Genomic DNA, 13170 nt, shown 5'->3' on the forward strand with positions numbered 1-13170 from the left:
CCCGCCAGGACGAGCACTCCTCTCTCTATTACGCCGGGATCTGTACCGCCGTGCCTGGAGGACTCCTACTCCTCGTGGCGGGATGGGGAGGAGACATGGTGGGGGTCATCGGCGCTTTCGCGCTCGCTGCGGGCGCGATCCTGTATGCCCTGTCCCCCGAGGGCCGCGCAGCGCAGGCGCGTCACAGTGCGAAGGCTCGGGCCACACAAGCACCACACGTCGTGGCACGAACGAGCGGGGGCGGGGCATCGATTCCGGCGAAGGCCAAGCGACTCCTGCAGCTTGAAGTCTTCGGCAGCAGAGCCTCAGCTCCGGGCCAGGACGCGATCGACATCAAGGGCGCCCGCGCTACGGTCGAGACCTCGGGCTCGGTACACCGCCGGGCGACGGCGACACGCATGACCGCCGGGGCACTTCTTGCAGGGCCGATCGGTGCCGTGATTGCAGGTCTCGCCGTTCAGAAGAAGGTCGACGACCGGCACGTCTTCGTCGTCATCGAGAACCCTGCCGGAGGCCAGCTCCTCCTGGCGGCGGACAAGAAGTCCGAGACCGACATCCGCCGATGGACAGCACAGTTCAATACGTGGGCCGCTGAACTGGGCAATTGAGCGCCCGGGCACACCCAGCCCACCTGCCCCACCACGAAGGCGCCGATCGCCAGGCTCCCTCTCCGCTCATGTCTCTCCAGTGGGCTTCGCCCCGTCAGTCGCGGTCCCGCGCCGGTCCCTCTTTGACGCGGCGACGAGAGAAACGACCTCTCGTGCACAGCCCCAGGACAGAGTGACTCCGGCGCCGCCGTGTCCGTAGTTGTGGATCACGGGGGACGTGTCCGGGCGCTGTTCCCTCTCTACCCGGACTTCCGGCCGCATGGGCCGGGCCCCCGCACGTAGCGCGAGGACCCGTGCACCGGACAGGCGAGGGAAGACGTCGACACACCGCTCGACGATGCCGCCCGCCGCCGCTCCGTCGGCGTTCTGCGGGGCCTCCGCGCGGTCCATGGCAGTGCCGCCAAGCACCACGGTGTCTCCGTGCGGATAGATGCAGAGCAGCTCTGGAGACAGGCCGGTGTCCTCGGAGAAGAACTCCGAGATCCCGGGGTTCTCGACGACCACATTCTGTCCGTGGACGGGACGCAGGTCGATGTCGGCGGCGAGTTCGCGGGCACCCAGGCCGGAACAGTTCACAACGGCGAACGCTTGCAGGACTTCGAGCTCGTCAAGGGTCTTCAACCTGCGCTCTTCGCAGGTTCCGCCCAGCGCCTCGTAGCGGCGAAGGAGGTAGTCCAGATAGCGCGGCATGTCGATCAACGGGACTGTGAATCGGTAGCCCTCGTGGAAGCCGGGCGGCAGCTCATCCGTCGTGCAACGCCGGAAGTCGGGAAGCAGGTCGCTCCACTCCGGCGCGGCCATCGGGTGCCGGGCAGCCTCGACGCCGCTCACCATGCGCACGCCGGTCGCAGGGTCTGAGGCGAGGCGCTGGAAGACGCCCAGCGACACAAGGCTCCACCCCCGCACCTTTACCCACGGCTCGGCCAGATAGGGGCCCCACATCGCCCCCGCCGCCAGCGACGTACGCCCGGGGATCTCCTCCGCCACCAGATGAACGGACAGACCGGCCTCGAGCAGCGCGACTCCCGTCGTCAGGCCGGAGACACCCCCGCCCACGATGACGACCGTCCCCATGTTGCTCATACTCCGAACCTAGCCGCCGTCCGGCCCGGGGCAGAGCCCGCGTGCGCATTCAGTGCCTCCTCCAGTTCCGGAAGGAAGCTCCGGGCATGCGCATTCCGGGCCCTGCGGCGCAGCTCGGCGGCCAGCTCCTGCAGGAGCGCAGCGCTGCGCGGGGAGCGAACCGTCTCCAGGCGCGCCGCAGCCACTCGCCCGACCTCACAGGACCGCTCGAGTTCACCCGACGCGCTGTATCCCAAGGCCAGCCAAGCCCCTTCGAAGAGGGCCCTGCGCTGACTTGGGTGGCCCTTCGCCACCGCGTACGCTCCTGACTCCAGTAGCGCCTGCCCTTGCTTGACGTACTTCCGCCCGAGAGTTCGGCTGCCGTCACGGGATGTGGATCGGCCGAGGCTGATCAGCGAGTAACCAGCCTGGCAGTCCAGGTGGCTGGCCGTGAGGAAGTACATCCACCGGGGATCATCCTCGCCGTCGGACCGTTGTTCGATCAGCTCTCTGGCGGGGTCGCGGGTGCGCTCGAAGTCGCTGGTTCGCCCAGCCGCCGCGTACCCGTGTGCCAGCCGCGACAGGACCGATGCGCGTACGGATGTCGGCCCGCCCTCGCTCGCGCGTCGGGCGGCTTCGCCCAGTGCGACGGCGTCGGCAGGTTGCTGTCTGGTCGCCGCCTGGAAGGACATGTCGGCCAGGATGTGTGCACACAGCGGCCGGTCGTTGATCTGGTGTGCGGCGCGCAGGGCGGTCAGGAAGTATCGCTGCGCGAGTCCGTGATCGGCTGCGTCGAAGGCCATCCACCCCGCGAGTTGCCCCACCTCTGCGAGTGCCCTCAGGAGCCGCACCATGACGGCCTCCTTGATCCCCCCGTCGTGCAGGAGCAGACCCACGGCGCGGAACTGGGCGCCGACATACGGGAGATGACGAGCACCGCCATGCTCATCGTCAAGGCGCTGGAGGAGCGGAAGGTTCTGCTCGACCTGGGTCACGAGCGGATCCCCGGACATGTCGTCCGTCATCCGCGGGCTGAACGAACCGCGACCGGGACTAGCCATACCGTCCAAGTACCTCGCGACCGCGGTCGTCAGCCCAGCCCCCGAGATCGCCAGAAAGCGGCGCCGGTCAACAAGTCCGCCGATCACCCAGTCCTCCACGATGTGCATCAGCCCCTGGTAGGTCCAGGGATGTTCAAGGCTCTCGTCAGCCGGCACGAGCAGCGGCGCGTCGGGAGCCTTGCCCTGCCACAACTGGTTTGCGGAGATCACCCGTCCGAGTGCCTGAGAGAGGACGTACGCGGCCATGGCCGGAAGCGGTGACCTCGGCACGCGTCCGGCGTCGCGCCAGTGGTACGGAGCCGACTCAGCGACTGTGCCCGCTCCGAAGGCTCGGTTCAGTTTGCGGGCGAGCACCTTCGGGTTCCAGCCGAGTTCATCCAGGCAGGCAGCCAGCGCCTCGTTGCGCTCCCTCGGTGCTCTCGGCATGCGACACCGCCTCCCCGTGGATCGTCTCGCAGACGACACGTGCGCGTAGACGACATTCCCAGCCTGCACCACGCCTGATCAACCTGCGTGCAAGTTGACCGAGTTGACCGGTCGGGCGGCTGTCTAGCGCACGGCCGGGCGGGTGTTCTTGGTGACCAAGAGCCATCCCTTCCCACATCCGAGAGGCAGGTCGTGACAGGTCAAAACAGGCGATTGCTAGGCCGCCATCTCCTGACGCAGCTGGTCCAGCCCCTGCGCCGCAGCGCCCTGTACGTCGGGCAGCCGCTCCCCCGCCGTACGCATGATTCGCTGCAGCTGGTGCGGAAGTCTCTGCGCCACGGCTTCGCGCACCGCGGTATCCAGCGACTCAGCGGCCCCGTTCCGGTTCTCTGCGAGCAACCGCACGTGCGCGACGGTCACCAGCTCGATCACGCGCCACTGCGGCGCCACGGTCGTAGCCGGGACCGGGCTGTCCTCGGCCAGCCGTATGGCGATGTGGGTACGCCCCGTCGCGACGAGACCGCGGAGCCTGATCTCATGCAAGGCGTACGGGTTGAAGAGCGAGGTGTGCTCAGCCTCCTCGAGCAGGGCGTCGGTCTCCCGCATCACCGCGTCGAACATCTCCCGGTCCCGCATCGCTCCGGCCGCACGCGCGAGCAGGGGAAGCGCCGCAGCGCGGGCGTCCCGGTCAGGGGCGAGGGCGACGGCGCGGCGCAGGCGCTCGACCGCGGCGCCATGAATGCGGGCTTTTCGCAGTTCGTTGCCGTGCATGCGCAGGACGTACGACGAAAAGCGCGGGTCGTCGAAGTACCGGGCGATCTCCAGGCTCTTGGCCGTCCAGCGGGCGGCGGTGCTCAGGCGTTCCTCCGGCAGTACGTTGCCGAGCGCCACACCGAGTCCGACCCGGGCGCGGCCGAGCAGCCGCAGGACATCGCGTTCTGTGTGGCCGTCCTCGAGGCGGGCTTCCAGCCGGGCGACCAGGGGCCACAGCTCGGCGACGGCCTCGGAGGCGTGACCGGTCTGCCGGGCGATCTCCGCGAGACGGACGGTGGACTCGCCGAACTGCAGCATCGCGCGGTGGTCGGTATCGGCCGGATCGGTGACGCCCAGGATGTGCGGCGGCAGGCAGAGCCGCTCGGCGACGCGGCGCCTCGATGCCACGTCGTCCAAGCTCCGCTTCCGGATTTCAAGCGACGAGATATACGTCTTGTCATAGCCGAGGAGCAGCCCGAGCTGGGTCTGGTTCATGCCGCGTACGGCGCGGTAGAAGCGGAGGATCGCACCAAGGTCGCCAGTGGCCAGGACGCGTTCGGCCTGCGGAGTCGCCCAGTGCCACACGGCATGCTGGGCCGTCGGTCGAGACTGCAAGTCACCCCTGGGCACGGCGGGTTATCCCCGTCCGTACCAGGCGTTGATCGACTGCTTGTAGCCGTCGGGCATCCTCAGCGTGGGCACCTCATCCGCGCCGAACAGCCCGATCTGCTTGTGTTCGTGGCTCAGCGCGGGTTCGGCGTCCGGGGTGAGGACGGTGCAGCCGTACGTGACGATCAGGACGCGACGGTCCGGCATCGTCTCCGGGAGCGGCTGGTAGATCCACACGTCCAGCAGCGGTCCGGCCTTGACGACCCAGCCGGTCTCCTCGGCGAGTTCGCGCTCGACGGCCGACTCGGGGCTTTCGTCGGCGGGTTCGAGACGGCCGCCGGGCAGCTCCCACTCATCACGCTCGTTCTTGAGCAGCAGCACTCTGCCGCGGCCGTCCAGGGCCACGCCCTTGACGGAGACGGGCCAGGTGGGGGGTGTGTACGCCATGACAGTCCTCGTCGTTCGCGGCCGGACCCGGACGTTCGGAACGTAGCACGCAGGCTGCTGGCAGCCGTCCCGGACGGGCGAATTGCCCGAGTCGACAGTCTGTCGCTTTACCGCCGGACGTGCCGGCCCGAACAGTGAGAGCCCCGACCAGCGAAGGAGTCCCGCGATGCGACATGCCTTACAGCACCCCGACGACGTATTCACGCCCCACCGCGTGGAACTCACCTCATCACAGGCAGAAGCCCACATCGCCGTGCGGCTTCGCGATACCGGGCTGGTCACCTTCGACGGGCTGACGTCCCGTACCGCTGTTCTCGCCCTCGCCGCCCGGATCATGAACATCACCCCTCACCGGGACAGCGACACCGACGGGCTGACGACGATCCGCGACACCGGCCGTCACGCCCACCGCCCCGGGTTCGCCGGCCTCGGCAACGGTGAACTCGCCCCGCACACCGAACGGTCGGGCACTCCCACGCCGCCCCGTTTGATGCTGCTGGTGTGCGGCCGCCCTGCCGCGGAGGGCGGCGAGAGCCTGCTGACGGACGGTCGCGCGGTGCACGCCGACTTGAGCACTCACCAGCGCGAGGCGACCGCCGACCTCTCCCGGCCACGTACCGCTTTCTTCGGTGCGGGTGACGGCCACGCCACCCAGGTGTTCACCCTTGCCCAGGACGGCCGGGTGTCGCTGCGGCTGCGTCTGGATGGACTGGCCCGTTGGAGCCCGATCGTGCAACCCCATCTGCCGCGGCTGCGCGCCGCGATCACGCAGCACCAGCTGCGCATTCCGCTTACCGCGGGCCAGGGCTACCTGCTCGACAACGAACGGTGGCTGCACGCACGCACCGCCTTCACCGGCGATCGCCTGTGCTGGCGAGCCCTGGGCGATCCGCGCTTCTCCCTCCCCCGCGGCTTCGCTCCCGAGCCGGTCGCACTCACCTTGCCCATGACCCTGGAGTTCCTGTGAGAACAGCATCCACCGCGTCGCCAGAGAGCACGACCGTGGACGGTGACCATGTCACCAGAGCGCTCTCGTTCAGCATCCGGCCCGACCTCAGCGAGGTCCGCCGGGCACGGACGCTGGTTCACGGCTCGCTGACCGCATGGGGTCTGGAGGTGCTGGCACAGGACATGGCGCTCCTCACTTCCGAGCTCGTCGCCAACAGCGTCCAGCACGTCGGCGGATCCAGCTCCCTCGTGCTCCAGCAGCACGACGGCGCGGTCCTCCTCGAAGTTCGAGACACCTCACCGCGCCCGCCGCGCCTCTGCTGCCGCGACGAGGAGGCCGAAGAGGGCCGCGGCTTACAGCTCGTAGCGGCACTGGCCGAGACATGGGGCTGGCGACCGTACGAGACCGGTAAGGCGACCTGGTGCTTCCTATCCATCCCCCAGCGCCGGGCGTGGGAGGCCACACCATGACTGGTCCTGGCGCCGAAGCCGCCGGTCCCCCGATCGACCGGGAAACGATCCAGAACACCATCGACACAGTCCTTGATCGCTCCGCGTCACGCCTGCCGACCGCGGATGCCCAGCGCCTTGAGCTGCTGCTGCGTGGACACATCGGGCTCCTGATCCCGGAGACACAGGCGTACGCGGACCGCCTCTACAAGGGCGACCGGCGCTGGTACCTCATCCAGACCGGAATCGACGCCGCCCGCAACGACCTTGACGACGCGAGGACCGCCCCCAGCCTGGAGGCGCTTGCCCGCTCCTGCCGCTTCCTGCTCTCCGTCCTCCGTGAGGTCTACGAATCGCAGGGGCTGAGTCGTGACACCGACCGAGACCGCGCTGCTCGATGCGCGCCACAGATGCAAGCACTGCGCCGACCCCACTGACCAGGAGACCGACGTGAACGTGCCCCTGCTCGACCCTGCAGACTTCTCCGAGCCGATCGCGGTCATCACCGGCGGCTGGTCACGAGAACGCGACCGCTCGCTGCTCTCCGGCCGCACCGTGTTGGACTCCCTGAACCGACAAGGCATTAAGACCACCCAGATCGACCTCGAGGAAGCCCACATCACGCTCCTCGAAGACCTCGTCGGCGTCAGCCTGGCCTTCCTCGCGATCGCCGGACGCGGCGCCGAAGACGGAACCCTCCAAGGGCTCTTGGAAACCCTCGGCATCGACTACACCGGCTCCGGGGTACGCGCCTCCGCGCTCGGCATGGACAAGCCGCTCGCTAAGACCATCGTCGCGGCCGCCGGCATCCGCGTCCCCGAGGGAACGGTCGTCGACCCGGCCCGAAGCACATCGGATGAAGCCCAGCGCATCACCGACCAGCTCGGGCTGCCTCTGATCGTGAAGCCCTCCGGCGAGGGTGGTTCGATCGGCCTCCGCCTCGCTCGCGACGGGGACGAACTCGCCACTGCCCTGCATGCCGCTGAGGGCGAGGCCCTGATGGTCGAGCGATTCCATGCCAGCCGACCGGTCAGCGTCGGCGTCCTCGAAGAAGACGGCACACTGCGCGTTCTGCCGCCGCTGGAAGCCGTCACACCAAGCGGGCTCTACACCTACGAGGCCAAGCGCGCACAGGCCGAGTGCCACTACCTATGCCCTGCGCCCCTGCCCTCGCAGACCCTGGACCTCCTACGCCACCAGGCCATCACCGCGCACCGGGCGCTGGGCTGCCACAGCTACAGCCGCCACGACTTCATCATCGACCAGGCCGACGTGCCCCTGTGGCTGGAGGTCAACACGCTTCCGGGGCTGTCCGAGACCGGGAACCTCGCGCAGATGGCACGGGCCTACGGCCTCAGCTACGACCAGCTCATCGCCTTCATCACTCGTGGAGCACACACCGACCGACGCGCCCCCGCCACGGTCACATCCGCGCTGCTTGTGTCCTGATCTCGCCCACCCTGACTTGCGTACGCCCTCGCAAGGGAGCCCGCCCGTGTCGTCCTTCACCGACCTGTCCGCGCAGCACGTGGCCGTCGCGGCTGAACGCCTTCGCGGTATCGCTGTCCCCACACCGATCCTGACCTCGGAGGCCATCGATCGCAGACTCGGACGGCGCGTGCTGATCAAAGCCGAGAACCTCCAGCGCACCGGATCGTTCAAGTTCCGCGGCGCCTACCACGCCCTGCAGCAACTGCCCGATGCACAGCGCGAGCGAGGCGTGATCGGCGCCTCATCCGGCAACCACGCCCTGGCTCTCGCGCTCGGCGCAAAGCTCTTCAAGGTCCCCGTGACCGTGGTCGTCCCCCACGACGCGCCAGACGTGAAGCTCGCCGAGCTGTCATCGCTCGGCGCGAAGGTCGTCACCTACAACCGGGAGACCGAACGCAGGGACGCGATCGTCGCCCAGTACGCCCACGCCCACCACCTGACCGTGGTGCCTTCGGCCGGAGCACCCGACGTGATCGCCGGGGCCGGAACAGTCGCCTGGGAGCTGCTGCGCGCAGACCCCAGCCTGCAAGTGATGTTCGTGCCGGTCGGCGGCGGGGGCCTCGCCGCAGGCGCGGCACTGGCCGCATCCGCCCATCCCGGGCAGGTCCGGGTCATCGGCGTAGAACCGGAGGACGGGGACGACACCCGCCGGTCCCTGGCTGCAGGCCAGCGCGTCATCATCGACACCCCGGAGTCCATCGCTGACGGGCTACGGCACACCACGCCCACCGAGGAGACGTTCCGTATCAATCAGCGGCTTCTCGACGATGTGATCACGGTGCCGGACCAGCTCATCTCCGAGGCGATGGCCCACCTGTGGCGCCACTACCGCACCGTGGCCGAACCCTCCGGCGCCATCGCCTTCGCCGGCATGCTGTCCGCGGCCGCCGCCCGCTGGCTGCCGAACGGCCGCATAGGCGTGGTGCTGTCGGGCGGAAACGTCGACTGGTCCACCTTCCGGCACTTCGCCGGCCTCGCCCTCGACCGAATGGAACTCGGCCGTGCCCTCTCCCGCTCCTTGTCCGGCATGCAGCCCCACGAGGCCACCGGGGCCTCAACTGCATGACGGTGTACCGCTCATCACCCAGTACGCCAGCCCTGACCTGATTGCCCAGATCGCGTACGACAACCTGGCGCCGGACACCGACCCTGCCTGGGCGGTGTCCGGGGCCCCCGATGTGGACACGTACGCGACGTGGTGTCGGCGGATCTGTGGCATGGCCTGCCTGCGCATGATCCTCATGCACCGCGACGGGCACGCCCCACCGCTGTTCGAGCTGCTCGCGGGGGCCCGTAGCTACGGCGCGTACCGCGAAAACGAGGACGGCTCCAGCTCCGGCATGATCTACGCGCCGTTCGCCGACTACGCCAAGACGATCCACCAGCTCGACGCGATCGTCCACCCGCGCCTCAGCCTCGACGAGCTTCTCCAGCTCCTGGAGGCCGGGCGGATGGTCATCGCCTCCGTGCACAAGGAGATCCGCCGCATCGACCGCACCGCACCTGGGCGTGGCGGTCACCTCGTGCTCCTGATCGGCACGGACTCCGAGGGCTGCCTGCACTGGCGCAACCCGTCCGGGCACACACCCGCTGCCCAGAACGCCGCCGAGCCGGTCACCGCCTTCGAGTCGTTCTTCGCCGGGCGCGGCGTCTCCCTCGACCCAGGGTGTTCGCTGCGCGCCGGGCGTGCCCGCGACGCTTCCGTCGTATCCCGTCAGTAGCGTCACAGACCCCACCAGAACAGGAAGAAGACCATGCTGCCCATGTCGCTGCGCGAGATCACCGACGTCGTGAACGGCTCGCTCGCAGATGCCCCCGCCCCAGAGGCTCGTGTCACCGAACCCGCCGCATTCGATTCCCGCAACGTCCCCCGCGGGGGATTGTTCCTTGCGCTGAGCGGCACCCAGGCCGACGGACATGCCTACGCCGCCCAAGCAGTCGCCAATGGAGCCACCGCCGCCCTTACCACCCGCCCGGTCGGCGTGCCGGCCATCGTCGTTCCCGACGTCCTTCACGCCGCCGGGAAGCTTGCCCATCACCTCATCACCCGGCTCCCGCACACGAAGGTCGTCGCCATCACCGGCTCGGCGGGCAAAACAAGCACCAAAGACCTCATCGCCCGGCTCTTGCAGGCGGACGCGCCGACCATCGCGACCTACCAGTCCTTCAACAACGAGATCGGCCTGCCGCTGACGGTCTCACGCGCCGACACCACGACGCGCCACCTGGTGCTCGAGATGGGGGCCCGAGGGATTGGGCACATCCATGACCTGACCCGCATCGCGCGGCCTCACGTCGCGGTCGTCACCAACGTTGGTACCGCGCACGTCGGCGAGTTCGGCGGGCGCGAGAAGATCGCCCAGGCCAAGGGCGAGCTTCCCGAATCCCTGCCGCCCGGCGGGCTCGCCGTCCTCAACCACGACGACCCTCTCGTCCGGGCCATGGCCAACCGCACCCACGCCCGCATCGTCACGTTCGGCCTGGATCCGGCCGCCACTGTTCGCGCCCTCGACGCCCGCCTCAACGACGACGGCCAGCCCTGCTTCACCCTGCACACCCCCGAAGGAGAGGCGCCGATCGCCCTGCACCTCGTAGGGGAACACCACGTCCACAACGCCCTGGCCGCGGCCGCCGTCGCCCGCGAAGCCGGTCTGCCCGTCGAGCGGATCGCGGAACTCCTCAACTCGGCCAAGGCACAGTCTCGCTGGCGGATGGAGACTCACCTCCGCGACGACGGCGTCACGGTGATCAACGACGCTTACAACGCCAACCCGGACTCCATGCGGGTCTCTCTCGAGGCCCTCGCCCGCATCGGCCGAGGCAAGAACAAGCGGGCTATCGCCGTACTGGGGCAGATGAACGAACTCGGTGATGCCTCCCGCACTGCTCACGAAGGCGTCGGACGCATCGCCGCCCAGCTCGGCCTGGACGAACTCATCACCGTCGGAGGGGACGAGGCCCAATGGATGCAGAAAGCCGCTGCCGAGGCCGGAGCGATCACAGCGCACCACGTGCCCGACCCGGACGCCGCCCTGCATTTGCTGAACTCCATCCTGCGCCCCGGGGACGTTGTCCTGATCAAGGCGTCACGTGGGGTCCAGCTGCAGCAGCTCGCTCAGGCGCTGCTGCCGCCGGACCCCGATGGGGACCTGCCAGCCGTTTAGGCTGCGGCCGCAGCAGCCCGTGCCATCTTCGTCACCAGGTCGGCAGTCAGGTGCGCGCCGTACTCGGTGAGGTCTCCGGTGCCGATCAGCACGATGACGTCCCCGGGCTCAGCCGCTTCGGCTACTGCCTGCACGGCGGCCGCCCGGTCGGGCTCCACGGTCCGCACCGCGCCGCCGCCGTCGATCACTCCGGCTGCCAGCTCCTGGAGCGTGGCGGGCACCAGCGCCGAAGGGTTGTCGGTGATCACGACTTCGTCGGCCGCCGCCAGGGCCTGGCCGAAGTCACCGCAGAACGCGGCGAGTCGGGACTGGGCCGGGGGCTGGAAGACCGTCAGGACGCGGCCGGTCCCCGCCAAGGACTGGGCGGCGACCAGGTCAGCGGTGATCTCAGTCGGGTGGTGGGCGTAGGAGTCGTACACCCGCACCTGCGCCTGGGCGCCCTCCACCGGGCTGAAGCGCCGCTTGACCCCGCCGAACGCCGTCAGCTCGCGCACCACGGCCGCGACATCCAGGCCGAGCACATGGGCGGCGGCCACAGCGGCGGCCGCGTTGTGGAGCTGGTGCACGCCCGGAATGCTCAGCGCGAGGGCATACGCGATGCCGTTTGGGCCGTGAAGGGTGGCGGTGCTGGTGCCGTTCGCGGTGCGCACTGCGCTCAACCGCCACGCCGCATCCTCGGCCTGGCCGAAGGTCACCAACCGTGGCGGCTCCTCCATTCCCCTGACCCGGGCGGCGAGTTCACGGCTGGCGGGGTCGTCGGCGTTGAGGATCGCGATGCCGTCCACCCGCAGCCCTTGCAGGAACCTCTCGTACGCGTCGATGTGCTCGGACAGACCGGAGTACGTCTCGGGGTGGTCGTGCTCGATGCGCGTGATCACCGCGACGTTCACGCTCACGTCGTAGAAACTGCGGTCGGACTCGTCGACCTCGGCGACGAACAGGCCGCCCCTGCCGAGCCGGGCCCCGCTGGCCGGCCCGGCCAGCTCACCGCCGACCGCGTACGTGGGGTCATACCCGGCACCGGACAGCGAGGTGCCGAGCATCCCGGTCGTGCTGGACTTGCCATGCGTACCGGTCACCGCGACCGCCGTCCGGCCGACCATCAGGGCGTCCAGCACGGTGGAGCGGTGCACCAGCGGAAGGCCGCGCCGACGCGCGGCCGTCACCTCGGGGTTCTCCTCGCCGACCGCCTGCGTGAACACCACCGCGGTCGCGTCGACCGGTACCTGCTCGGCGGCATGCCCGATGTGCACCCGCACGCCGAGCTCGGACAGCGCGCGGATCGCGGCACTCTCCTTGATGTCGCTGCCGGACACCGTGTGTCCCATCTCGGCGCACAGACGCGCCAACGTCTGCATGCCCTGGCCGCCGATGCCGACGAAGTGCACGCGCCGGAGATCGGGCACCCCGGACAGCACGGTAGGGGTGATCTTCGGGATTGCCGTCTCAGCCATGAGAGTCCTCCTCCAGGCGGCCACGGGCCACCACAACCGGCCGGCGCCCCACAGCGAGCGCCGCCCCGCCAACGTCTCGGCCCCGCCGTCACCGCCGCTACCGCCTGCGGTGTTGCGAACACGACCGCAACACCCGCCCGCCCCCCACAAAGGAGCCGGCATGACGCAGAGCCCGAACTTCCCGCTTGCACACGCCATCACCCGCACCGGATGGAGCCACGGGGAGACCGCCCGGCGCCTCAACGCCTACGCCCTCGAGCGCAACATCACCGGCATCGCCGTCGACGCCTCTCGCATAGGCCGCTGGCTGCGTGACGGGGAGCGACCCCGCTCCCCTGTCCCGGAACTGCTGGCCGCGCTTCTCAGCAAGCACCTCGGCGAGCACATGACCCCGGCCGATCTCGCGCTCGGGCCTCTCGTCGACCTTCGCCTACGGCTCGATGCCGCCGATCACGAAGCACTGGTACGGCGCGCCACCCGCGCACGTCTCAGCCCCGAGCAATACGCGCGCGTCCTGATCCAGCGTGCCGTCGCATCAGCGAACTCTTCTGGTTCCACAACGCCACGGCAGAAAGGAATATCCGCCCCACCGGCATGACCGATTTCCGGGCTGAGCGCAATCCCCGAATCGGGTATCCAACCCCACTCGGGTGGTTCGAAAACTAGATCACGACCGCCCCTCCCCGCCCTGAAGGGC

General features: G+C 69.2%; 14 protein-coding genes. 9 read left to right on the top strand and 5 right to left on the bottom strand.

The features are described from left to right. The first annotated feature begins 95 nt into the window (after window positions 1-95). Entirely contained in the window at window positions 96-608 is a 513-nt protein-coding gene (locus tag ACSMXV_RS14385) for a hypothetical protein (RefSeq protein WP_473178022.1), read from the top strand. A gap of 66 nt (window positions 609-674) precedes the next feature. Here ACSMXV_RS14385 and ACSMXV_RS14390 read toward each other — a convergent pair whose 3' ends face one another. From ACSMXV_RS14390 to ACSMXV_RS14405, 4 genes are all read right to left on the bottom strand, one after another. Then, a complete protein-coding gene (locus tag ACSMXV_RS14390) occupies window positions 675-1691 on the bottom strand; it encodes an FAD-dependent oxidoreductase (RefSeq protein WP_473178023.1) in 1017 nt (338 codons plus the stop codon). Beyond that, window positions 1688-3157 (bottom strand): carph-isopro domain-containing protein, encoded by a 1470-nt coding sequence (locus tag ACSMXV_RS14395; RefSeq protein WP_473178024.1) that lies wholly within the window; start codon window positions 3155-3157, stop codon window positions 1688-1690. Before ACSMXV_RS14395 ends, ACSMXV_RS14390 begins: the two co-directional genes overlap by 4 nt. 216 nt (window positions 3158-3373) lie before the next feature. After that, window positions 3374-4525 (bottom strand): hypothetical protein, encoded by a 1152-nt coding sequence (locus tag ACSMXV_RS14400; protein WP_473178025.1) that lies wholly within the window; start codon window positions 4523-4525, stop codon window positions 3374-3376. Between the two features lie 21 nt (window positions 4526-4546). Continuing rightward, window positions 4547-4966 (bottom strand): NUDIX hydrolase, encoded by a 420-nt coding sequence (locus ACSMXV_RS14405; protein ID WP_473178026.1) that lies wholly within the window; start codon window positions 4964-4966, stop codon window positions 4547-4549. 166 nt (window positions 4967-5132) lie between these two features. Here ACSMXV_RS14405 and ACSMXV_RS14410 point away from each other — a divergent pair, with 166 nt between their 5' ends. From ACSMXV_RS14410 to ACSMXV_RS14440, 7 genes are all read left to right on the top strand, one after another. Further along, on the top strand, window positions 5133-5933 hold the full coding sequence (locus ACSMXV_RS14410) for a TauD/TfdA family dioxygenase (RefSeq protein WP_473178027.1): 801 nt from the start codon (window positions 5133-5135) through the stop codon (window positions 5931-5933). Next, entirely contained in the window at window positions 5930-6385 is a 456-nt protein-coding gene (locus tag ACSMXV_RS14415) for an ATP-binding protein (protein ID WP_473178028.1), read from the top strand. The genes ACSMXV_RS14410 and ACSMXV_RS14415 overlap by 4 nt, the downstream gene beginning before the upstream one ends. Continuing rightward, window positions 6382-6801, top strand: coding sequence for a DUF6415 family natural product biosynthesis protein (locus ACSMXV_RS14420; RefSeq protein WP_473178029.1), 420 nt, complete (start codon window positions 6382-6384; stop codon window positions 6799-6801). Before ACSMXV_RS14415 ends, ACSMXV_RS14420 begins: the two co-directional genes overlap by 4 nt. Window positions 6802-6814: 13 nt before the next feature. Further along, entirely contained in the window at window positions 6815-7813 is a 999-nt protein-coding gene (locus tag ACSMXV_RS14425) for a D-alanine--D-alanine ligase family protein (protein ID WP_473178030.1), read from the top strand. Between the two features lie 46 nt (window positions 7814-7859). After that, a complete protein-coding gene (locus ACSMXV_RS14430) occupies window positions 7860-8921 on the top strand; it encodes a threonine/serine dehydratase (RefSeq protein WP_473178031.1) in 1062 nt (353 codons plus the stop codon). 112 nt (window positions 8922-9033) lie between these two features. Further along, window positions 9034-9576: a C39 family peptidase gene (locus ACSMXV_RS14435; protein ID WP_473178932.1), complete on the top strand. Its 543-nt coding sequence runs from the start codon at window positions 9034-9036 to the stop codon at window positions 9574-9576. Window positions 9577-9609: 33 nt separating this feature from the next. Continuing rightward, window positions 9610-11019, top strand: coding sequence for a UDP-N-acetylmuramoyl-tripeptide--D-alanyl-D-alanine ligase (locus tag ACSMXV_RS14440; RefSeq protein ID WP_473178032.1), 1410 nt, complete (start codon window positions 9610-9612; stop codon window positions 11017-11019). Here ACSMXV_RS14440 and murC read toward each other — a convergent pair. Continuing rightward, on the bottom strand, window positions 11016-12473 hold the full coding sequence (gene murC, locus ACSMXV_RS14445) for a UDP-N-acetylmuramate--L-alanine ligase (protein ID WP_473178033.1): 1458 nt from the start codon (window positions 12471-12473) through the stop codon (window positions 11016-11018). The two genes, ACSMXV_RS14440 and murC, sit on opposite strands and share 4 nt — an antisense overlap. 160 nt (window positions 12474-12633) lie before the next feature. Here murC and ACSMXV_RS14450 point away from each other — a divergent pair, with 160 nt between their 5' ends. Further along, window positions 12634-13071: a hypothetical protein gene (locus tag ACSMXV_RS14450; RefSeq protein WP_473178034.1), complete on the top strand. Its 438-nt coding sequence runs from the start codon at window positions 12634-12636 to the stop codon at window positions 13069-13071. Window positions 13072-13170 lie beyond the last annotated feature (99 nt).

The organism is Streptomyces sp. DSM 42067, from assembly GCF_055792885.1.